14 protein-coding genes are annotated in these 22106 nt (G+C 69.3%); 9 read left to right on the top strand and 5 right to left on the bottom strand.

Annotated features, from left to right (window positions below):
* Positions 1-54: 54 nt before the first annotated feature.
* Positions 55-5535: a carboxyl transferase domain-containing protein gene (locus tag ABH933_RS28395; RefSeq protein ID WP_429413145.1), complete on the bottom strand. Its 5481-nt coding sequence runs from the start codon at positions 5533-5535 to the stop codon at positions 55-57.
* Positions 5536-6132: 597 nt separating this feature from the next.
* Here ABH933_RS28395 and ABH933_RS28400 point away from each other — a divergent pair.
* Complete coding sequence (locus ABH933_RS28400) at positions 6133-7257, top strand: HoxN/HupN/NixA family nickel/cobalt transporter (protein WP_429413147.1); 1125 nt, start codon at positions 6133-6135, stop codon at positions 7255-7257.
* Positions 7258-7326: 69 nt separating this feature from the next.
* On the opposite strand, the gene ABH933_RS28405 is transcribed toward ABH933_RS28400, so the two are convergent.
* On the bottom strand, positions 7327-8280 hold the full coding sequence (locus ABH933_RS28405) for an SDR family NAD(P)-dependent oxidoreductase (RefSeq protein ID WP_429413149.1): 954 nt from the start codon (positions 8278-8280) through the stop codon (positions 7327-7329).
* A 102-nt stretch (positions 8281-8382) separates the two neighbouring features.
* On the opposite strand from ABH933_RS28405, the gene ABH933_RS28410 reads away from it, so the two are divergent.
* The 6 genes from ABH933_RS28410 (at position 8383) to ABH933_RS28435 (ending at position 17801) form a co-directional block, all read left to right on the top strand.
* Positions 8383-9279 (top strand): helix-turn-helix domain-containing protein, encoded by an 897-nt coding sequence (locus ABH933_RS28410; protein ID WP_429413151.1) that lies wholly within the window; start codon positions 8383-8385, stop codon positions 9277-9279.
* Between the two features lie 62 nt (positions 9280-9341).
* Positions 9342-10250 carry a LysR family transcriptional regulator gene (locus ABH933_RS28415; RefSeq protein WP_429413153.1) on the top strand — a complete coding sequence of 303 codons (909 nt, stop codon included), beginning with the start codon at positions 9342-9344 and terminating at the stop codon, positions 10248-10250.
* A gap of 137 nt (positions 10251-10387) precedes the next feature.
* Positions 10388-11086, top strand: coding sequence for a YczE/YyaS/YitT family protein (locus ABH933_RS28420; RefSeq protein WP_429413155.1), 699 nt, complete (start codon positions 10388-10390; stop codon positions 11084-11086).
* A gap of 109 nt (positions 11087-11195) precedes the next feature.
* On the top strand, positions 11196-13055 hold the full coding sequence (lepA, locus tag ABH933_RS28425; protein WP_215917780.1) for a translation elongation factor 4: 1860 nt from the start codon (positions 11196-11198) through the stop codon (positions 13053-13055).
* A 214-nt stretch (positions 13056-13269) separates the two neighbouring features.
* Positions 13270-16014 (top strand): hypothetical protein, encoded by a 2745-nt coding sequence (locus tag ABH933_RS28430; RefSeq protein WP_429413158.1) that lies wholly within the window; start codon positions 13270-13272, stop codon positions 16012-16014.
* The gene (locus ABH933_RS28435) at positions 16011-17801 is read left to right on the top strand and encodes a hypothetical protein (protein ID WP_429413160.1); all 1791 of its coding nucleotides are present in this window, start codon (positions 16011-16013) and stop codon (positions 17799-17801) included. The genes ABH933_RS28430 and ABH933_RS28435 overlap by 4 nt, the downstream gene beginning before the upstream one ends.
* A 73-nt stretch (positions 17802-17874) precedes the next feature.
* Here the strand turns inward: ABH933_RS28435 and ABH933_RS28440 are convergent, their stop codons facing one another.
* Both ABH933_RS28440 and ABH933_RS28445 read right to left on the bottom strand, forming a co-directional pair.
* Positions 17875-19794 (bottom strand): glycoside hydrolase family 15 protein, encoded by a 1920-nt coding sequence (locus tag ABH933_RS28440; protein ID WP_429415567.1) that lies wholly within the window; start codon positions 19792-19794, stop codon positions 17875-17877.
* A gap of 342 nt (positions 19795-20136) precedes the next feature.
* The gene (locus ABH933_RS28445) at positions 20137-20463 is read right to left on the bottom strand and encodes a hypothetical protein (protein WP_429413162.1); all 327 of its coding nucleotides are present in this window, start codon (positions 20461-20463) and stop codon (positions 20137-20139) included.
* Between the two features lie 141 nt (positions 20464-20604).
* On the opposite strand from ABH933_RS28445, the gene ABH933_RS28450 reads away from it, so the two are divergent.
* A complete protein-coding gene (locus ABH933_RS28450) occupies positions 20605-20868 on the top strand; it encodes a hypothetical protein (RefSeq protein ID WP_215917782.1) in 264 nt (87 codons plus the stop codon).
* Between the two features lie 9 nt (positions 20869-20877).
* Here the strand turns inward: ABH933_RS28450 and ABH933_RS28455 are convergent, their stop codons facing one another.
* Positions 20878-21915 carry a M48 family metallopeptidase gene (locus ABH933_RS28455; protein WP_429413164.1) on the bottom strand — a complete coding sequence of 346 codons (1038 nt, stop codon included), beginning with the start codon at positions 21913-21915 and terminating at the stop codon, positions 20878-20880.
* Here ABH933_RS28455 and ABH933_RS28460 point away from each other — a divergent pair.
* Positions 21850-22068: an Ms4533A family Cys-rich leader peptide gene (locus ABH933_RS28460; RefSeq protein WP_429413166.1), complete on the top strand. Its 219-nt coding sequence runs from the start codon at positions 21850-21852 to the stop codon at positions 22066-22068. The genes ABH933_RS28455 and ABH933_RS28460 overlap by 66 nt on opposite strands.
* The last annotated feature ends 38 nt before the right edge of the window (positions 22069-22106 follow it).

A 22106-nucleotide genomic window follows, 5' to 3' on the forward strand; every position in this document is an offset into this window, starting at 1 on the left:
AACGACTCGGGGCCCGGAATCCGGGCCCCGAGTACAGCTTTCAGCGAGCGATGACTACCGGTTCAGCCCGGTCTCGATCGCCTCGATGATCTTCGGCCGCAGCTCGCCGGCGCGGATGACCGCATCCACCGAGCCGACCTCGACCGCGCGGTGGATGTTGTGCACCTTGTCGAACTCCGCCGCGACCTCGCCCAGCTTCTCCGCCCGCACCGAGGAGCGCAGCTCGTCGAGTTCGGCTGTCAGCGAGGCACGTTCGGCGCCCGACGCGCTGCCCGCGCGCGCCTCGAGATCCTTGACCCGCGGGTCGGCCGCTGTGCGGGCGGTGACGTCGCCGGCGAAGACCACCGCCGCCGCCGGGGCGCCGCCGAGCACCGAGGCGAACGAGCCCTCGATCGCGAGCACGGTCATGTTCGGGTTCAGCGCCTTGGAGAACACGACGAAGGCGCCGCCGTGGTACCGGGAGATCACGCAGAACACGATCGGGCCCTGGAAGTTGACGATTGCGCGGCCGATCTCGGCGCCGTACTCGAGCTGCAGCTTGCGCATCGACTCGGGCGAGCCGTCGAAGCCGGACAGGTTCGCCAGCACCACCAGCGGCCGGTTGCCGCTGGCCGCGTTGATCGCCCGCGCGGCCTTCTTCGAGGACTGCGGGAACAGCGTGCCCGCGGTGTAGGTGTCCGGGCCGTCGGCGGCCGGGAAGCCGCGCCGCGTCACGCCGCGAGACTCGATGCCCAGCAGGCACACCGGGATGCCGCCGAGCCGGACGTCCTGCACCACAGCGGTTTCCGCGTCGGCCATGCCCGCCCAGCGCTCGAGCACGGCGTGGTCCTGATCGGCCACCGCCCGCATGACGGTCCGGATGTCGAAGGGCTTCTTACGATCCGGGTTGTGCGTCGCGGAGAAGATCTGCCCGACGGTGGTGAAATCGCTGCCCTCGATCATGTGCGGGAAGTCCGAGACGTCGCGATCGATCGGATCGCTGGTCTCCGAGCGCCGCGGCCCGGCATCGCCGGGGGCGATGTAGGTGTGGTCGTAGTGCGACATCAGCACGTCCCGGGCGCCCGCGAGATCCGGTGCCCAGTACTGACCCTGTCCGTTGGGGCCCATCACGCGGTCGTAGCCGCCGATACCGAAGTTGTCCTCGGCCGACACGCCACCGGAGAAGTCCAGGGCCTGCTTGCCGGTGAGCACCATCGCCGAGTCCGGGGTCATGACCAGGATGCCCTTGGTGTGCATGAGCATCGTCGCCTCGGCGTTCCAGTACGGCTGCGCGCCCACGTTGATGCCGGTGACGATGATGTTGATCTCGCCGCCGTCCTGGGTGAACTCGACGATGCGCTTGAGCGCCGCGGCGACCCAGTCCATGTTCTCGGTGCCGGACTTCATGGAGATCCGGGCGCCCGAGGACAGCGCGAACCACTCCAGCGGCACCTGCATCCGCTCGGCCAGATCCATCGCCGCGATGACTCGGCGGCACTCCGGCTCCGACAGCGCGCCGAGGGATTTCGTCGGATCGCCCAGCAGCACGACGCGGGTGATGCCCTGCGGATGCTGCTCGGTCGGCGTGGTGACCACGCCGGCGACGATCGCGGCGGAGTTGTGGCCCCGCGGCCGGTCGACGGGCACCAGCGCGTGCTCGGCGTCGAGGTCGTATTCGGCGAATTCGCCGAGCAGACCGGTCAGCTCGTAGGGGTACACGGTGCCGCGGCTGCTGGCGCGCAGCACCTTCTGGCGGTACTCGTCGAGCGGCTCGACCGCCTCGTCGGTCCGCTCGCCGACGGTCACCCTCGTCCCGCCGGTGGCATCGAAGGTGATGTGCACGGCCATCTTGGCCAGCTCACCGGACTTCGGGTCGGGCTGGCGGGCGATGATCAGGATCTCCTCCAGCCCCGCGCCCGCGGTGGTCGGCTCGATGCGCTCGACGATCGCCTCGAACTCGGCCGGGGACAGGTCGATCGGCGGCCAGATGTACATCACGATGCGGTTGGTGTTGAACCGCTTGGCCGAGCCGCGCTGCGACTGCGCCCGGCGCAGCGAGTCCAGGCAGGTGGCGATGGTGTTCTCCGCCGTCGGCAGCGCCAGCAGGCGGCCGTCGTGCTCGCGCAGCGCGGTCAGGTCGCGGACCTGGGCGAATGCGACGAGCCGCTCGTCGGCCGGGTTCTCCTTCGCGACGCAGCGGAACAGGTACACCTCCTCGTCGTCCGAGGACGGCAGGCGGGTGAGGTCGAACTTGCGCAGCCGCTCGAGCTGCATCCGCTCCGCGATGTACGGGTGCAGACCGCGGATCAGCCGCTCCTCGCTCATCCCGGTGGCGGTCGGACGGAAGGTGAAGTGGTGGTGCATCACCGCGCCGCCGCTGCCCGCGACGGTGGTGGTAATCCGGTGCACCTGGTTCGGGAGCTGCTGGGTTGCCAGCACCTCCTGCAGGGCCGCGGCCATCGCGTCGAAGTCGGTGGGCTGGCCCTCCCACGACAGGTAGATGTCGGCCTCGATGGATGCCGTACCGCCGGCCAGCTCGGTGAGCCCGCGCAGCGCGGTGTGCAGCGCGTCGAAACTCACCGCGGCCGAGACCAGGGTGACGCCGCGCCGCTCGGCGACCACGAACTTCGCGCCGTCGATGTTCTCGGTGCGAACGCCGGTCAGATCCTTGTTGCCGTAGTAGCGGCGGGTGAGGACCTCGAGCATGACGGTGTTGTCCGGGAATCCGCGCACCAGGCGCTGACCCAGCAACCGCACCAGCGGCTCGGTGCTGCGGACCATGTCGGCGATGCGCTCGCGACGGTCCGCGGCGCCGGGCTGGGCGTCCAGGTGGCTCATGTTCTTGCGGACGTTGGTGTACACGCGGGCGCGGTTGCGCCGCAGCAGCGGCTGGCCGTACCAGGCGTACACGACCCCACGCGCGAGATCGGCGATCACCGGGAAGCGCACCTGCGTCGCGGTGACGAGCCGTTCCAGCGCCAGGCCGACCGGCTCGCGCAGCGCCCGGTCCGGCACCGGCTCGCGCAGCCACTCGCGCAGCAGCGTCGTGATGACGTTGACGGTGTCCGACGGACGCTGCTGGGCCAGGAAGACCCGGAAGACCGCGGCCTCGAGGTCGGGGGAGCGGTCCAGCTCGGTGACGCCGTAGTGCCCGAGGGCGGTGGCGAGCTTGGTCCGGTACGGCTCCGGCAGTCCGGCGCGCTCGACGTCCAGGCTCTGCAGGTAGGTGTGGAAGTACTCGCGCGCACTGTGCACGTGGCCCTGCCCGTGTCCGGGGCGGCCGTCCTCGTCCCAGGACCGGTTGTGGCTCAGCTCGGCCAGGTCGGCGAAGACCTGCACGAGCTCGATCTCCTCGGCCAGCGGGCGGCGGTTGTCCGCGATGGCCTCGGCGCGCACGGCGAGGTAGTTCTCGACCAGGCGGCTGTCGTCGTGCGGGTCGACATCGAAGCCCAGCAGCAGGCTGCGCAGGTCCTGCAGGCTGCGGGCCATGCTCTCCTGCGGGCGGACCGGCGCGGGCTCGCCGGGCAGGTCCAGCTCGGTGGGCGCCGCGGACTCGGCGGCCGCCGCGTCGTCGTTGTCGTCTGCGATCGGTTCCAGGCGCAGCAGCGGCGCGCCAGTCTCGACCTGGCTGCCGACGGAGACGTTGCTCTCCTTGAGGCGGGCCTTGAACGGCGCGCGCAGCACTGTCTCCATCTTCATGCTCTCCAGCACCAGAATCGGCGCGCCGGCCTCGACCTCGGCGCCGACCTCGAGCGGGGTCGCGACGACCAGCGCGGGCGCGGGCGAGCGGACGACGCCGCCCTCGTCGCGGCTGATCCGATGCGCCACGCCCTCGACATCCACCAGGTGGACCGGGCCGTACGTGCCGGTGATGACCCGGTACCGGACGCCGTTCACCACGACCTGCGCGGTGTGCTGGTCGTAGCGCTCGATATCGACGTCGGCGGCGCGGACCTCGTCGCCCGTGTCGATGCCGATCCGGAAGCGGTGCGCGCCGATCCGGGCCACCCGGACCCGGTAGCCGACGCCGCGCAGCTTGAGGTCGTGCGGGCGGCCGCTCTCGTGCTGCACCTGCGGGCGCCCGCCGGAGGCGGTGGACAGCAGCCGCTGCCGCTCGGCCCGCTCGTCCTCCTCGTAGGCGTCGATGGCCGCGGCGGCCAGTGCGACCGCGGAGTGGCGGTGCGAGACCAGGCGGCCTTCCTCGCGGACGCGGTCGATCCAGCCGGTGTCGGCGCTGCCGTCGATCACCTCGGGCTGGTCGAGCAGGTCGAGCACGAAGCTCTTGTTGGTCGCGCCGCCCTCGATGACGACCCTGGTCTCGGACATGGCCCGGCGCAGGCGGCCCAGCGCCTCGTTGCGGTTGCTGCCGTACGCGATGATCTTGGCGATCATCGAGTCGAAGTCGGCGGGGATGGTGTCGCCCTCGCTGACGCCGGTGTCGACGCGGATGCCGGGGCCTGCGGGCAGGTCCAGCCGTGCGATGCGGCCGGGGGCGGGGGCGAAGTCGCGGTCGGGATCCTCGGCGTTGAGCCGGGCCTCGATGGCGTGGCCGCGCTCGAGCGGGGCCTGGCCCTCGAGCTTGCCGCCCGAGGCGACGTGCAGCTGCGCGCGCACCAGGTCGAAGCCGGTGGTGGACTCGGTGATCGGGTGCTCGACCTGCAGGCGGGTGTTGACCTCGAGGAAGGCCAGCAGCTGCTCACCGGGGTGGTAGAGGAATTCGACGGTCGCCGCGCCGCGGTAGCCGACCGCGACGGCCAGTCGCTCGGCCGAGGCCTTCAGCTCGGTCACCCGGTCCGGGGGCAGCACCGGCGAGGACGACTCCTCGATGATCTTCTGGTTGCGCCGCTGCACCGAGCAGTCGCGCACGCCCAGCGCCCACGCGGTGCCCTGACCGTCGGCGATCACCTGGACCTCGACGTGGCGGGCCCCGGTGACGAGGCGCTCGAGGAAGACCACGCCGCTGCCGAACGCCCGCGCGGCCTCCTGCCGGGTGCGCTCGTAGGCGTCGACGAGGTCGGCCTCGTTGGTGATCTTGCGGATGCCGCGCCCGCCGCCGCCGGCGGTGGCCTTGAGCATCAGCGGGTAGCCGACCTGCGCCGCGGCCTCCTTGGCGGCCTCGACGGTGTCGACCCCGCCGCGGCTCCACGGCGCGACCGGCACGCCGACCTCCTCGGCGATCAGCTTGGCGCCGATCTTGTCGCCGAGCTTGCGCATGGCCTCGGCGTTGGGGCCGATGAAGGTGACCCCGATCTGTTCGCACAGTTCCGCGAATGCCGGATCCTCGGCGACGAAACCCCAACCGACCCAGGCGGCGTCGGCCTTCGTTGTCACCAGCGCCTTTTCCAGCGCCTTCAGATCCAGATACGGGCGGGCCGAGGCGGGGCCGAGATCGTAGGCGATGTCGGCTTCCCGCACGAACGTCGAATTCCGATCGACGTCGGTGTACAGGGCGACAGTCTCGATCGGTAGCCCCGTCTCCGCGGCCAGGTCTCGGACGGCATGGATGAGGCGTACAGCAGCCTCTCCACGGTTCACGATGGCGATGCGGCTGAACACTCCGCCGGCTCCTTCCATTCACAGCACTGGCCCGGATCGGGCGGGGGGTGGCGTCCCGTTTCCCGCGTAGTCTGCCCCCTCACACCACGCGGGTACACCACGGTAGGGGGTTACCCGTCCGTATCGTGGGCAAAGTCTCGGGCGAGTTTGGCTGGATGCCCCCGCGAACGGTGTCGATTCGTTCTCTATATCGCTGCTCGCCGCGCCGTTGTTGCGGTCGAATTCCGTCTCCGCAATCTTCGCAACATTGCAGGCTTAATTCCGCAAATATCCGCATTTGGCGTTGGGTTTTCGTGCAATTCGGTGATGTGTAGCGTGCGAAGCGCATCGAGAGTTCCTGCTCGATCGGTGAGTGCGCTCTCGCGATTGATACTCTCGGCCTGCCGCGGGTCCGTCTCGCGGCCGATGAGGATTCAGCGAAGTCCGGTGTGAGCCCGGCACTGTCCCGCAACGGTCGATCCCCTGCACGGGGGACGAGTCCGGTCGCCTGAATCCCGTTGTGGCACAGGTCCTCGGATGAAGGGCGTTCGTGCGGGCCACATCCGGTGGGCCCCGGAAGAACTCTCGTCATCCTCCTGTCGGTTCGGAGGATGAGCAATGACAACGACAATTTCGCGCCTCACCGCGTTGCGCGACAGCCTCGATCAGCGTGAACGGTTCCGGCTCAGCGCGATGACGGCGATCATCCTGGCGATGAACATCGCCGGATGGGGCATCTACGTCCTGGCGATCATGCCGCACCACTTCAAATACAACGGGCTGGGCATCGGCCTGGGGGTCGCGTTCACCGCGTGGACCCTCGGCGCCCGGCACGCCTTCGATGCCGACCACATCTCGGCCATCGACAACGTCACCCGCAAGCTGATGTCCGAGGGGAAGCGGCCGCTGGCGACAGGTTTCTTCTTCGCTCTGGGACATTCGTCGATCCTGGTCGCGGTCGGTGCGGGCATCGTGGTGGCGACCAAGGCCGTGTACGGCGCGATGGTCGACCCGAACTCCACCTACGAGACCGTGGGCGGGGCGTTCGGCACCGGTGCGGCCGCGCTGTTCCTCTATCTGATCGCGATCCTGAACCTGGTTGTGCTGGCGGGCATCGTGAAGGTGTTCCGCTCCATGCGGCGCGGTGTGCTGGACGAGGCCGAACTGGAAAAGCAACTGCAGGCCCGCGGCATGATGTACCGGTTCTTCGGCCGGCTGATGAAGTCGATCACCAAGACCTGGCAGATGTTCTTCGTCGGGATCCTGTTCGGCATCGGCTTCGATACCGCCACCGAGGTGCTGCTGCTCGCGGCCACGGCCGCGGCGGCCACCCAGGGCCTGCCCTGGTACGCGGTGCTGGCGCTGCCGCTGCTGTTCGCGGGCGGCATGACGCTGTTCGACACCATCGACGGCTGCTTCATGAACGTCGCCTACGGCTGGGCGTTCGCCAGGCCGGTCCGCAAGGTGTATTACAACCTCGTCGTCACCGGCGTCTCGATCCTGGCCGCCTTCATCATCGGCACCATCGAGCTGTGCCAGGTCCTCTCGCAGGAACTTCACCTGTCCGGTGGCTTCTGGGATTACATGAGCAACTTCGATACCAACAAGGCCGGCTTCACCATTGCCGGGATGTTCGTGCTGGTATGGATCCTCGCGGTCCTGGTGTGGCGCTTCGGCCGCATCGAACACCGCTGGACGGCCGCGTCCCCCGAGCCCCCGCCCGAGTCCTCGACCGAAGCCTGACGGGACCGTCGTCCGCTGCCGATGTATCCGCGGTCACGTTGTTCCGCACCGGATTCCAGCGGTCACCTGTCACCCCCGGCCTGAGACCAGGCGCGCGGATTCCTCCCACAGCCGGTCGGCGCCCGCGGGATCCAGGGCGTAGGGGGCGACGCCGTTCATGAATTCGGTGGTCACCGGCGCCATGGACGGCCGGCGGGTGACCGGGTGCGCCTCGGCGCAGTCGGCGAAGTAGTGCCCGCTCACCCCCTTCAGCAGGGGCGAGGTGGCCGCCAGGATCGTGGTGGCCGCGCCCTGTTCCACCGTTTTGCGCAGGCCTTCCTCGAGGGTGATGCCTGCCGGGCGGCCCTGATGGCGTACCAGGTTGGTAGGCACGGAGCCCGGGGCGATGGCGTTGACGGCGATACCGTCGCCGGCCCAGCGGACGGCGGCCGCGACGGCGAACAGGATGTTGGCGGTCTTCGACTGGCCGTACGCCGCATGGGCGTCGTACGACCGGAAGTCGAAGTGGATGTCGTCGAAGACGACCGGCGACAACAGGTGCCCGGAGGAGCTGACCGCGACCACGCGCGCGCCGTCGGCCGCCGCCAGCGCGCCGTGCAGGCCCACCGTGAGGGCGAAATGGCCCAGGTGGTTCACCGTGAACTGGGTCTCCCATCCCTGCGGTGTGCGCCGCAGCTCCGGCAGGGCCATCACGCCCGCGTTGTTGACAAGGATGTGCAGCGGGCCGGTCCAGTCCGCGACGAAGGAGGCGATCGACGATCGGTCCGCCAGCTCCAGAGAAGCCACTCGGACGTGTGCGTTGCCGGTGGATTCGGTGATGGCGGCGGCCACCGATGCCCCGGCGGTCAGGTCGCGGACCGCGAGCGTGACCTCGGCCCCGGCGGCCGCGAGGATCCGGGCGGTCTCGACGCCGAGCCCGGAGGATGCCCCGGTGACGATCGCCCGTTTGCCGGACAGGTCCGTCCCGGCGGCCACCTCGGCGGCGGTCGAATGCGGTCCGAAAGGTGTCGTGATCAGTGTCATGCAGCTACGGTGCGGCTTCTGCCGGGATGTACCCAGTCCTCTGTCGATACTGGTAGTGACAGGGACATGCTCGCCGCCCGCGTGCGGTCGTACGGTGATCACATGGCGAGCGACGACCGGACGAGCACCCCGCTCGGCGAATACCTGCGGGCCCGCCGCGAACTGGTCTTGCCCGAGGATGTCGGTCTCGGGGCCGGGTCCTCGCGGCGTCGCGTCCCCGGCCTGCGCCGGGAGGAATTGGCCCTGCTGGCGGGCATCAGCGTCGAGTACTATCTGCGGCTCGAGCAGGGCCGCGACCGGCGTCCGTCCGCTCAGGTCCTGGACGCCCTGGCCAGCGCCCTGCGGCTCGACGAGAGCGCCGCCGCGCATCTGCACCGCCTCGCCGCGTCGGACCGGTCCCGGCGGCGCCGCCGCCCGCCCGAGCGCGTCCCCGACGGCATCCGGCAGCTGATCATGACGTGGCCGCAGACGCCCGCCATCGTGCAGGGGCGTCTCATGGACGTGCTGGCCGCGAATCCGCTTGCCCAGGCGTTGTCGCCGCTGTACACCCCTGGCGCCAACATGCTGCGCACGTTGTTTCTCGATCCGGCCTCCGCGGCCGCGCACGGGCAGTGGGAGGCCATCACTGAGAGTTCGGTCCCCACCCTGCGCAACCTCGTCGGCCCCGACGTCGACGATCCGGCGCTGGTCGAGCTCGTCGGTGAGCTGTCCGTGCGCAGCGAACGCTTCCGCACGCTGTGGGCCCGGCACGACGTGCGCCCCAAACGCAGTGGCACCGGCACGATTTCGCATCCTCAGGTCGGCCCGCTCGAGCTGCGCCACGAGAGTCTGCCGATCCCCGACACCGATCGCCAGATCCTGGTCATATACCACGCCGAGCCGGGCAGCCCCACCGCCGAACGACTAGCCCTGCTGGCCTCCCTCATCGCGGAACCGGCGCCGGATAACCCGGCCCGGACGCGCGGTAACCCCGATCATCCGGTGCGCCCACAGCGGTGATACGAAACCGTCATGGGCGCAGGCGATCCCGCATGAGAGCGGGATGACCTAACGTCGAGGCGGTGGAATGGCGTGAGATCGAGATCTTCCTGACCCTCGCCGAGGAGCAGCACTTCGGCCGTACGGCGCAACGGTTGCAGGTATCGGCCGCGACGGTGACCCAGACAATTCAGAAGCTGGAGCGCCGGGTCGGCGCGCCACTGTTCGAGCGCAACAGCCGCAGGGTCGCCTTCACGCCGATCGGTCGCGAGTTCTACGACGAGTTGTTGCCCGGCTACCGGCAGATCGAGCAGGCGCTCGCGAGCGCAGTGGCCGCCGGGCGCGGCATCACCGGTACCCTGCGGGTCGGCTTCTCGATGCCCTGGTGCGGTGAGCTGATGGCAAGGGCCGCAACGGCTTTCCATGCGCAACACCCGGATTGTGAGGTCGAGATCACCGCGATCCAGCTGAGCGACTACCTCGGTCCGTTACGTGCGGGCCGGGTGGATCTGCAGCTCTCCGCCCGGCCGGTCGAGGCGCCCGACATGACGCTGGGCCCGGTGTTGTTCCGCGAGTCCTGGTCGTTGATGGTGCCCGTGGCCCACCCGTTCGCCGCGCGCACCGCCGTCACGGAGGAGGACCTGGGCGATGCGGAGATCGTCGGCATCGGGGGTGATTTCCCGAAACCCCTGCGAGAGGAATGGTTTCCGTCGGTCACGCCGTGCGGTCGCCCCATCTCGCGGGGACTGTCGGTCCTGCAGTGGCAGGAGGTGATTCCGCTGGTCTCCGCCGGACGCGGGGTGTCTCCGGCGCCCGCGCGCACGGCGGCGTACTACGCCACACCCGGAATCGCGTTCGTGCCCTTGCCTGAACGCGGCGTGCTCGAGTTCGGCCTGATGTGGCCGAACAGCCGCGAATCCGCACGCGTGCGCGCCTTCGTCGACATCGCGATCGACACCGCGCGCGTCCATGCGCGGCCCTTTCCCTCCTGAGTCCTCGCCCGCCCGCGTCGGCATCGTTCACCGCGACTGAACGATCGAGGCGAAAACCGATCTTGTGGGCCAGGATCGGCGCACCGCATGGTGGAGATCGGTTGTTGTCGAAGGGAGGCCATCGTGCGGGTGGAGTCATGAGATGGCCTGATTCGGCGTCCGGCACGCACGGTTCGGTCGCGATCCGCCGCATGGGCGCGCTCGAGCAATTGCGTGCCGGACGTAAATTGCGCAGGGCCCCACAACTTCTCATCGGCCTGATCGGCTACGGAGCCGCGGTCATGCTGCTGGTCAGGTCAGGGCTGGGTGCGACGAGTTGGAATGTGCTCGCGGAGGGCGTGGCCGGATCGGCCGGGATCTCGTTCGGTACCGCGACGAATCTGATCGCGCTCGCGGTGCTGATCGCATGGATCCCGCTGCGCGAGCTCCCGGGACTGGGCACACTGCTCAACGTGGTCATCGTCGGACAATCCGCCGACGCCACGGCGGAAATAGTGCCCCCGGCCCACCACCTCGCTGTTCGGATCGCCTATCTGCTCACCGGCCTGGTCGCACTGGCATTCTTCGATGCGCTGTACCTCGGCGCACAGTTCGGCGCCGGTCCCCGCGACGGCATCATGACCGGCCTGGTCCGTATCACCCGGCTACCGGTTGCGGTCGTACGCACCGGGATCGAGGTCACCGTGGCGACGATCGGCTGGGCGCTCGGCGGTGCTGTCGGCTTCGGTACGGTACTGATCGCCCTGACCCTGGGCCCGATCGTCGGCTACTTCCTGCCCAGGGTCCTCGTCGCACTTGCCGCTGTCGAGGCACAGCGGCCCCTCGGAACCGAATGATCCCAGCGTGGGCCGTGTCACTGTTTCGGGATGAGAACGGGACGGCCGCCGACCTGGAAGTGGACGCGGCGCCGCGCCATGGGATCATGGACCCCGCCGAATACCATTCATGACCAGGAGTCCAGTGGCCAGCTTCGCCGATACGACGTTCACCGATCCCGCCCGGATCCGGAACTTCTGCATCATCGCGCACATCGACCACGGGAAATCGACCCTGGCCGATCGGATGCTGCAGCTCACCGGTGTGGTCGAGGAGCGGGCCATGCGCGCTCAGTATCTGGACCGGATGGATATCGAGCGCGAGCGCGGGATCACCATCAAGGCGCAGAACGTGCGGTTGCCCTGGCAGGTGGACGGCACCGACTACGTGCTGCACCTCATCGACACCCCCGGCCACGTCGACTTCACCTATGAGGTGTCCCGCGCGCTCGAGGCGTGTGAGGGCGCGATCCTGCTGGTCGATGCCGCCCAGGGCATCGAGGCGCAGACCCTGGCCAATCTCTACCTGGCCATGGAACGGGACCTGACCATCATTCCGGTCCTGAACAAGATCGATCTCCCGGCCGCCGATCCGGACCGCTACGCCGCCGAGCTCGCCCACATCGTGGGGTGCGAGCCCGAGGACGTGCTGCGCGTCTCCGGTAAGACCGGCGTCGGCGTGCCGGAACTGCTGAACAAGGTGATTGCGGAGATCCCCGCGCCGACCGGCGACGCCGACGCGCCCGCCCGCGCCCTCATCTTCGACTCGGTCTACGACACCTACCGCGGCGTGGTCACCTATGTGCGTGTGGTGGACGGCAGGCTCACCCCGCGCCAGAAGATCAAGATGATGTCCACCGGCGCCCAGCACGAGTTGCTGGAGATCGGCATCGTCTCGCCCGAGCCCAAGCCCACCCAGGGGCTCGGCGTCGGCGAGGTGGGCTACCTCATCACCGGCGTGAAGGACGTGCGCCAGTCGAAGGTCGGTGACACGGTCACCTCCGCGCGCGACGGGGCGGCCGAGGCCCTGGCGGGATACGCGGAGCCGCGGCCGATGGTGTACTCCGGCCTCTACCCGGTCGACGGCTCCGACTATCCGGACCTGCGTGACGCTTTGGACAAGCTGCAGCTCAATGATGCTGCGCTGACCTATATTCCGGAAACTTCGGTGGCGCTGGGCTTCGGATTCCGTTGCGGTTTCCTGGGTCTGCTGCACATGGAGATCACCCGCGAGCGGCTGCAGCGCGAATTCGGCCTCGACCTGATCTCGACCGCGCCCAACGTGATCTACCGCGTGGTCATGGAGGACGGCACCGAGCACGTCGTTACCAACCCGTCGTTCTGGCCGGAGGGCAAGGCGCGGGAGATCTACGAGCCCATCACCAAGTGCACGGTCATCGCGCCCAGCGAGTTCGTCGGCACCATCATGGAGCTGTGCCAGTCCCGGCGTGGCGAGCTGCTCGGCATGGACTACCTTTCCGAGACCCGCGTCGAGATGCGGTACACGCTGCCCATGGCGGAGATCATCTTCGACTTCTTCGATTCGCTGAAGTCTCGCACCCGTGGCTACGCCTCCCTGGACTACGAGGAGGCCGGTGAACAGGAGGCCGCCCTGGTCAAGGTCGACATCCTGCTGCAGGGTGAGGCCGTCGACGCGTTCTCGGCCATCGTCCACAAGGATGCCGCCCAGGCCTACGGCCACAAGATGACCACCAAGCTGCGCGAACTCATCCCGCGTCAGCAGTTCGAGGTGCCGATCCAGGCCGCGATCGGGTCGAAGGTCATTGCCCGCGAGAACATCCGGGCCATCCGGAAGGACGTGCTGGCCAAGTGCTACGGCGGTGACATCAGCCGTAAACGCAAGCTGCTGGAGAAGCAGAAGGAGGGCAAGAAGCGGATGAAGACCATCGGCCGGGTCGATGTTCCGCAGGAGGCCTTCGTCGCCGCGCTGTCCAGCGACGCCGCCTCGGACAAGCCGAAGGGGAAATAGGGCCGGGGCCGACTCCGTGCCCGTTCATCTCGGGGCTTTCGCCGCGGGCCCGGCACTGGCACGCTGGTGTGGCGCACCATCATCCGGCCCCTGCCCGGCCCGGACGATGTGACAGGCCGGTCTACCGGAAATACAGTGAGACGTGGTCGGAGATGTACGCCAAGGCGGCTAGACCGTCCGGTACGAAGACCGGGCACCTGAGAGCGGAGTGTGTATGACGCGTGACCTGCCCAGCGATGCAGACGCCGGGGATACGGGCACTCACGCAGGTGATACCGCATACCGCCTCGCGAGCGGCGTGGCCCGGATCGCCCGGGCAGGCGCATACGTCACCGGCGGCGCGCTGATCGCCTCGGGCGGCGCCACTCCGACGACACCGCACTCCGAGGACGAGAGCCAGATCGCGGGCTGGTCGGTCAAGGATCCGCAGCCGAACGCACCGCGCCCGGTCGTCACCTACCCCGATCCGTCGCCCGATTCGGTGCCCCCCGCACACGGCAACCATGCTCCCGGCGCACTGGCGCCGCAGGACGGCCCGCCGGGGCTGTCCTTCCACTTTCAGATCGGGCCGAACGGGGACGATCATCTCCCCGGCATGCCCGACCTGAACAAGATTCCCGGGATGAACGGGATTCCGGGCACGGACGGCGGCGCCCAGGGCCCGAGCCTGGTTCCCAACATCGAAAGCGCTCCGGGCGCCCCGCAGGGCGGTCATCTGCCCGGCGCCGACGTACCGGGCCTGGGCAACGGAATTCCCGGTCTGAACGGTGGCATTCCGGGATTGGGCAACGGCATCCCGGGTCTGGGCAACGGCACCCCCGGTGGTTCGACTCCCGGCTTCCACATCCCCGGCTTCAACTCCGGCGCAAACAATCTCGGCCTGCCCGGCATGCATCCGGCCGCCGCCGCGATCGCGGCCGACGGTTCGCCGGGCACGGGCTTCTCACCCGAGGCCGCTGTGGCGAACACGATCGATCCGGTCGCGGCCGATATGGGTCCCGGGCTGGATGATTCGGGTGGTGGCCCGTCCGGTTTCGGGCCGATCGACCTCGGCGACAACACCTTCGGTGACGGATCGGATTTCGGACAGTTCGGCCCGGACAATGCTGCGCCACACGCGATTCCGGATGGATCGCTCCCCGGTTTCCATCTGCCCGGCGACTACGGCTTCGAGGGCGCGGGATTCGGCCCGGGCACCGGATTCGACGGTGTCGGTACCGGTTTCGGCGCCTTCTTCGACGCGTCGACGAATCTGGACGCGCACGTCGGGGCGGACGGGGTATGGCTGAGCGTCGAGACGACGGTCCATGTCGGCGTCGGTGATATCGGCGAGGAACTCGACAACTACGGGAATTACGGCGGCTGGCCGGATGCGCAGCACCTTCCGGGCGGTGCGCTGGGACCCGAATCCGCATTCGTTCCGGGCGTGAACTCCGGCCTGCTCGGGGCGCAACTCGGGATGGGCGATGCGGGCCCGGCGAATATCGCGGGCGTCGCGCCGACCGCTGGGCCGGCACTCCCCGCCGCGTTCACCGGAGCCCCGGGTGCCGCGCCCGGAATCCCATCCACGGCCTTCGGCACCGCGGCGGGTGCGCCCGCGGCGGCGCCGATGTCGGGCGTCGTTCTTCCGGGGACCTCGCCGACCTCGGTGCCGGGGATCGCCGGTGTGCCGGGTGTGGCGATGGCCGCGCCAACGCCCATCCCCACGGCCCTACCCGCCGGTCCGGCGCCGGTTCTCGGTGCGGCGCTGCCCGCCGTCTCGCCGGCGCCGGTCCTGGCCGCGGTCCCGGCCGTGGCCATGCCGCAGCCGGTCGTCGCGACCCCCGCGCTCGCGGCCGTGACGGCCCCGGCGGTCGCCGTCGCGCAGCCGGTCGTCACGACCCCCCTGCAGCCCGGGCACTCCGATACCGCCGTGCACCCGCTGGCCGTCGCGCTGCCGGAGCACGGACCCGCGTTCGGGCTGGGCATCGGCGCCGTGGCGGTCAGCCCGGCGACCTTCTTCGGCATCCCGCGTCCCGCCACGCCTCCCGGCTCCTCGCACGGCGAGCACCCCGCACCCACCCCCACACCGGTCGACAGGCCGGAGCCGAGCCTGCCGACGATCCCGCGCATCAGCATCGCGCCGGTTCCGGTGTCAGGCACCGAAACCCCCAGCCACACCATCAATCCCACCCACGAGTCCGGGTTGCCCACCACCGGTGCGCACGTCGGCACCGACGGGTCCACCGCGGTCGATCCGACCGCCGCCGCGCATCCCGGTATGCACGGTTCGACGAGCGCCGACGTCCCCACGACGCCGGCGCATCCCACCGCCACGGACGGCCCGACGACCCGCCCCCACCCCGGCTCGACGAACTCGGACGGCTCGACGACGCACCCGCATCCGACCACCGGCGGTTCGGACGCCACCACCCCCGCCCACCCGACCCCGACGGTCGCCGACACTCCGACCACGCACGCTCACCCGGGCTCCACCGGCACGGCCGATTCGACCACCGCTCCGCGTGCGGCCGATTCCACCGTTCCGATGCCCGGTCACGACACGCCGTCGAGCCACGATTCGGCCCCCTCGCACCTCCCGGCCCCGACCTACGATGCGCCGCTCACCCGCGAGCCGGTGCCGACCCACGCCGCGGCCCCGACCTACGATTCCCCCCACACGCCATCCGTGCCCACCCATGACACGCCGCCGACCGTGTCGGTTCCCGGCGAGGACGGCGGCGCGCACCTCGCGCCACACGCCCCGCTCGTGCTGCCCACGCTCGAACCCGGCCTCCCGATGAAACCCATTGCACACGTGATGAATTCGAACGAATCGACGCCCTGGGACGATGGCTCGCACGCGGGCCTGAGCGCGGTACCCGGGAGCCTGCTGTCCGGTGGCCTGCTCCCGGGCACCGAGCTCTACCCCTCGCACCTCCCGGTTCACGGCTTCCCCGACCTGCATTCCGTGTTGTGACGGCGCTGGAATCGGCCGTGGTCAAGAACCCCGAGGCCATGGGGCCGCTGCTCGGGCAGCTCGACGAGCTGCTCGGGCTCACGCGCGCCGCCGGGCGGGCCGATCTGGCCGCGCGCCTGAGCATGTCCCGATCCCGGGTCGCGGATCCGCGGGTGCGGGTCGTGGTGGTGGGCGCGCCCAAGAACGGGATGAGCACGCTGGTCAACGGCCTGGTCGGGACGATGGTGAGCGCCACCGGCAGCGTGGTCAGCGTGCCGGTGATCGCCGAGTACGGCCCGCAGTCCACGGCCACCCTGGTCCGCTCGGTCACCGGCCTGCGCACCGAGCGGCTCCCGGTCGATCCGCTGAATCCGGAGGTCGCTTTCGCCGCGGGCGGGGTGGTCCGGGCCGAATTCACCGAACCGAGCCCGTTCCTGGCCGAGGGCTTCGTGGTGATGGATGCCCCCGGCACGCCTGGTGACACCCCCACCACCTGGTCACTGATCGCGGCCGCGGATGCGGTGCTGTATGTCACCGACGCGGGCAACGAGTACACCCCCGAGCAGATTCTGCTGCTGGCGCGCATCCAGCAGGTGTGCCCGACGGTGATCTGCGTGCTGAACAAGATCGACCTGCATCCGTTCTGGTCGCGTGTGCAGCAGCGCAACCGCGAGCTGCTCGACGAGGCCGGGCTGGGATTCGCCATTGCGCCGGTGTCGGCGGAGCGGCATCTGCAGACTGCAGGGGATCATCGTCGTGACATCGAATCCGGTGTGCCGCAGCTGATCGACCATCTGCGTGAGTACGTGCTGCGCCGCGCGGACGCCCTGGCCCGCGACGCCGCGGTGCGCGATATCCGCACCATCACCGATCATCTGGCGCTGTCGATGCGCAGCGAGGCCGAGACCCTGCGCGATCCGCGTCGCCTGTCGGATATCACCGAGCGCCTGCGCACCGCGCGCAGCGAGGCCGACGAGCTGCGTCAGCGGACCGCGAACTGGCAGATCACCCTCGCCGACGGCTGTTCGGATCTGATGGCCGATATCGAGCACGACCTGCGCCAGCGCCTGCGCGGCCTGGTGCGCGATGCCGAGACCGAGATCCGCAAGCGCGATCCGGCCCGCCGCTGGGATGCCTTCGGCGCCGATCTGGATGCGCGGATCACCGAGTCGGTGGAGGAGAACTTCGTCATCGCGCACTACCGCTCGGTCGAACTGGCCGAGGAGGTGGCGGCCAAGTTCCCCAGCGCCGACGAGGCCAGGCTGCCGGATCTGCGCCTGGAGAATTCGGCCGAGGTGCTCGAGCCGGTGGCCTCCCTCGAACCCCTCACCTCCGCGAAAGTCGGTGTGATCCAACCGATCCTGAACATCATGCGGGGCTCGTACGGCGGCCTGCTGATGGTCGGCGTGGTGCTGGCCAGCGTGCTGGGAATCCCGCCGGTGAACGTCTACTCCGGCGCCGCGGCGGTGCTGCTGGGCATCAACGCGCTGTGGGAGGACCGCAGGCTGCGCCGCGAGCGTCGCCAGGCCGAGGCCAAGGTCGCGGTCGCGCGCCTGATGGACGATGTGATCTTCCAGGTCAGCATGGAGTCGCGCAAGCGCCTGCGCGGCGTGCAGCGCACCCTGCGCGACCATTTCACCGAGATCGCCAACCAGACCCTGCGCTCGGTCGATGAATCCCTGCGCGCCACCGAGGAAGCCGCGGCACAGCAGTCCGGCCCGATCCGTGACCGCCGGCTGTCGGAGATCGAATCGTCACTGGTTCGCCTGCGCGAAATCCGCGAGCGCGCGGACACCGTCACGGCCTAGCCGATACCCGCCCACTCCTCGTCATCCCGGCATTGCGCCGGGATGACGAGGAGTGTTCACGGCCCTACGATTTTCACGAACCGCGGTGTGCCGGATGGAATTCGCCCGAGCTGATCTTCTGCTCGGCGCGGATCACGTGGGTCAGCGCGTTGATCAACGCCAGGTGGGTGAATGCCTGCGGGAAGTTGCCCAGGTGCCGCCCGGTGCGCGGATCGATCTCCTCCGCGTACAGCTCGAGGGGGCTGGCATAGCCGAGCAGCCGCTCGCACAGGTGCCGCGCGCGCTGCACCTCACCGATCTCCACCAGCGCGGACACCAGCCAGAACGAGCAGATGGTGAACGTGCCCTCGACGCCGGACAGGCCGTCGTCGGTGGTGTCGGTGCGGTAGCGCAGCACCAGGCCCTGCTCGGTCAGGTCGTCGGCGATGGCCAGCACGGTCTTGCGCACCCGCGGATCGTCCGGGGGCAGGAAGCGCAGCAGCACCACCAGCAGCAGCGAGGCGTCCAGGGTGTCGCGGCCGTAGGTCTGGGTGAAGATTCCCTCGGCATTGACGCCGTTGTCGAGGATGTCGGCGTGGATCTCGTCGGCGATCTCGGACCATTTCTTGGCGTAGTCGGTCTCCCCGTGCATCTCGGCCAGCCGCGCGCCGCGATCCAGCGCCACCCAGCACATCACCTTGGAGGAGGTGAAATGCTGTGGCTCGCCGCGGATCTCCCAGATGCCGCGGTCCGGCTCGCGCCAGTGCTCGATCGCGCTCTGAACCTGCTTCTGCAGCATGGGCCACAACGTTTCCGGAACCTGCTGACGCGAACGCACGTGCAGATACACCGAATCCAGGATGGTGCCCCAGATATCGTGCTGGTCCTGGTTGTAGGCGCCGTTGCCGATGCGCACCGGGCGGGCTCCGTCGTATCCGTGCAGGTGGCCCAGTTCGTACTCGGTGATGGTGCGCTCGCCGCTGATGCCGTAGAGCACCTGCAGCGGCAGCGATTCGCCGTTGCCGTCGGTGGCGACGTCGTGCAGGAAGGCGAAGAAGTCGTCGGCCTCGCGGTTCATGCCCAGGGTGTACAGGCCCCACAGCGCGAAGGTGGAGTCGCGCACCCAGGCGTAGCGGTAGTCCCAATTGCGTTCTCCGCCGGGGGTTTCCGGCAGCGAGGTGGTGGCCGCCGCGAGCAGCGCGCCGGTAGGGGCGTACGTCAGGCCCTTGAGGGTCAGCGCGCTGCGCTGCAGGTAACCGCGCCACGGGTGGTCCGGGAACTTGCCCAGGGTGATCCACTGGCGCCAGCACTCGGTGGTCGCCCACATCTTCTCGGACGCTTCGGCGTAGGTGCGCGGCGCGGGCAACTCGGACCAGGACAGCGCGACGAACACCTCGTCGCCCTCCTTCATCCGGGTGCGAGCGCGCGCCTCACGGCCCTCCAGCCCGAGACGCAGGTCGGTGGTGAGAGTGAGTGTCGTGCAATCGGATTCGTGCTCGGCGGGGGCGCTGGCGGTGGCCTGCTCGTAGACCTGGCCGGTGTACTCCCAGCGGGCGGGCGCACGGTGGTAGTCGAAGGCGGGCTCGCAGCTGACCTCGAGCTCGACCACGCCGTTGACGCATTTCACCGTGCGCAGCAGCATGTGCTCGGCATCCCAGTCCATCGGGGTGCGGCGGTGGGTGCGGCTGCGTTTGTCGTTGTTGTGCCACGGGCCCAGCACCAGCGCATCGCGCACGATCAGCCAGCCGGTGTCGGTTTGCCACGTGGTTTCCACGATCATGCCGCCGGGCAGGTAGCGGCGGGCGGCCGGCACGTTGACCCCGTACGGGCCGACCCGGAAGTGCCCGGCGCTGCGATCCAGCATCGCGCCGAACACGCTGGCCGAATCCGGCCGCGGCAGGCACATCCACTCGACCGCGCCGTTCTTGGCGATCAGGCAGCTGGTCTCGCAGTCGGACAGGAAGGCGTAGTCGTCGATCGGTGGGAAGACCGACTTGTGGGTCAGCGACGGCATGGTGTAGTCCTCCGTGAGCTGGTCGTCCTCGCCGTCCCCATGCCCGGCGACCGGCCCGGTGTCGCGGCCCTCGGGTTCCGAGAGGACATCGTCCGGGATGACCGGATGATGGGTCATGTCGTTGCCGGGTTCGTCGTCGGGTTCGTCGCTGAGCGGTTCGTCATAGGACGGCATAGCCCCATCATTCGCCCGTCACCGCGGCGACGTCCACCATCGGGGATGTCCGGTGTGTGACGGCCCCAGCCGGTCAGCGCGTGAGCAGCCAGGCCACGATCACCAGCACCAGCAGAGCGACCAGGGCCAACTGCACCCGTGAGCGAGGCATTACACCGTTTCTTTCTGTCAGCCGCGTGCGGCGCCGGAGAGCGGGCGCACATCGTCCGCGAGGTCGTGCGTGCCGGGCATCGCGTCGCCGGTCGCCGGCTCGGGATGGTCCGCGCCGGGCGCCGGCTGTTGCGGCCCGACGAGCTCGGGCCGTACCGATTCCGGCTGCGCCGCGCGATCGCGGCCCAGCAGCCGCAGCGCCTCGCGCAGTGCACGATCGAGCAGGTACGCGATGGCGAAACTGATCGGGACCATCCCGACCAGCACCACCGCGAACTGCGGTAGGAACGGCAGGCCGGCGACCCAGAGCTCGACGCTGTCCCACCATCCGGCAATGCTGTGCACGACCCCAGCCTAGTAGGTGTGAGATCGCCACGGCAGCCTGCCTCGGGCCCGCGCGGGCGGATGACCGCCCTGACGGCGGCGTTCCCCGGCGGCGGGGAAAACGCGCTGCCGTTGTCGGTTGCCCGAGGTACGCTCCTGCCCATGCCAACCGATGAGGATTTCGCCGAGCTCACTCAGCTGCTCGAAACCGATGAGCTCGAAGAGGGGCCCCGCCTGATCGCCACCCACTACGCCTCCCCCGAGGAGGCGATCGAGATGGTGCGCGCGGCCCAGCTGCTCGGCCTGGGCGTGCGCCTGTCGAACCGCCTGCGGATCGAGGAGAGCGAGGAGGACGGCGAGGAGACCGCCTCCGAGGAGTGGGTCCTGGATCTGCTCGAGAGCCCGCCCGAGACCGACGAGGATTAGTCGCCGGGCCTACAGGCCCAGTTTCTTCCCGATCTTCGACACCGTCTCACCGACCTCCTGGCCCACGGTGCTGACCGCGGTCCCGACATCGCGGCTCAGATTCCGCACCGTGCGGATCAGGGGGTCTTCCGAGGCGTCGAAGTTCGCTCTGTAGGCGCGCGCGGCCTCCTTGATCTCGTCGCTGATCTTCGCACCGCTGTCCTGTGAGCGCAGCGGATAGCGGCCGTCCAGGATCCGGTCGTAGTCGCCTGCGGCGATCCAGCGCCGCAGCTCGGCCGCGCGCAATACCGAGAACGGGTGGGTCTGCAGCTCCAGATTCATCAGCTTGAGCACGCCGTCGCGCAGATCGCCGGTGCGGTCGTAGTCGTCGGCCTGCTCGAGGAATGCCGCGTGGCTCATCTCGGAGACCATCGCGCCACCGGCCAGCTTCATGTGCACCCGCACCGAGGCCTCGACGTCCTGCCCGCACAGCAGCCCGGCCCGGTCGCCGGACAGCTCGGACTTGCGGCTCCACTCCATCAGCGCCGCGATGATCGCGCGCAGCGCCCAGCCGCCGATCGGCATCCATCCAAAGCTGGCGGCGAAATTCAGCAGATGCATCAGCATCGTGCGGTATACCGCGTGCCCGGACAGCGCGTGGCCGAGCTCATGCCCGACGATGAACCGCAGCTCCTCCACGTCGAGCAGTTCGATCAGCCCGGTCGTCACCACGATGAACGGGGTGTCCATGCCGATGGTGAAGGCGTTGGCGGCCGGATCCTGCAGCACGTACATCTCCGGGGTGACCTCCGCGTCCAGGATGCGCACGGCATCGGTCCGCAGGTCGTGCAGCGTCTTGAACTGCCGCTCGTCCACGCGCACGGCGGTGGCCAGGTACATCAGCCGGTGCTGGCGCTCGCGCAGCAGCCCCGACAGGGTGCGCAGCACGGTGTCGAAGCCGGCGAAGGTGCGCATCGCGACCAGCGCCGTGCGGTCGGCCGGATGTTCCCAGGCGCGGGTGCTGATCCCGGGAAACTCGCGGCGGATGCGGTCCGGAGCCTCTGTCATGTGTCCCCCTACTGCTTTTGTCGTAGGTCGCGGCGGTTCATTCCGTTCTGCTACAGTCTGCCCGTGTCGTCGAGTGCTGTGCCGCGGGTCCGCCATGAATTGGCGTTGATCGCGGTCGGCTGCCTCGTCGTCGCTGACGTCTACTGTCGCTGATAGGGCGGACACTACCGCGCGCCTAGTATGAGCGCGAT

The organism is Nocardia sp. GP40 (assembly GCF_050434125.1).
Classification (GTDB): domain Bacteria; phylum Actinomycetota; class Actinomycetes; order Mycobacteriales; family Mycobacteriaceae; genus Nocardia; species Nocardia albiluteola.

What these genes read in the sequence shown, in the direction of transcription:
- ABH933_RS28400 (WP_429413147.1), top strand. Translation starts at nt 6,133, where the DNA reads ATGACAACGACAATTTCGCGCCTCACCGCGTTGCGCGACAGCCTCGAT.
- ABH933_RS28405 (WP_429413149.1), bottom strand. Translation starts at nt 8,280, where the DNA reads ATGACACTGATCACGACACCTTTCGGACCGCATTCGACCGCCGCCGAG.
- ABH933_RS28410 (WP_429413151.1), top strand. Translation starts at nt 8,383, where the DNA reads ATGGCGAGCGACGACCGGACGAGCACCCCGCTCGGCGAATACCTGCGG.
- ABH933_RS28420 (WP_429413155.1), top strand. Translation starts at nt 10,388, where the DNA reads ATGAGATGGCCTGATTCGGCGTCCGGCACGCACGGTTCGGTCGCGATC.
- lepA (WP_215917780.1), top strand. Translation starts at nt 11,196, where the DNA reads ATGACCAGGAGTCCAGTGGCCAGCTTCGCCGATACGACGTTCACCGAT.
- ABH933_RS28430 (WP_429413158.1), top strand. Translation starts at nt 13,270, where the DNA reads ATGACGCGTGACCTGCCCAGCGATGCAGACGCCGGGGATACGGGCACT.
- ABH933_RS28440 (WP_429415567.1), bottom strand. Translation starts at nt 19,794, where the DNA reads ATGCCGTCGCTGACCCACAAGTCGGTCTTCCCACCGATCGACGACTAC.
- ABH933_RS28450 (WP_215917782.1), top strand. Translation starts at nt 20,605, where the DNA reads ATGCCAACCGATGAGGATTTCGCCGAGCTCACTCAGCTGCTCGAAACC.
- ABH933_RS28460 (WP_429413166.1), top strand. Translation starts at nt 21,850, where the DNA reads ATGTTCCCAGGCGCGGGTGCTGATCCCGGGAAACTCGCGGCGGATGCG.
- ABH933_RS28455 (WP_429413164.1), bottom strand. Translation starts at nt 21,915, where the DNA reads ATGACAGAGGCTCCGGACCGCATCCGCCGCGAGTTTCCCGGGATCAGC.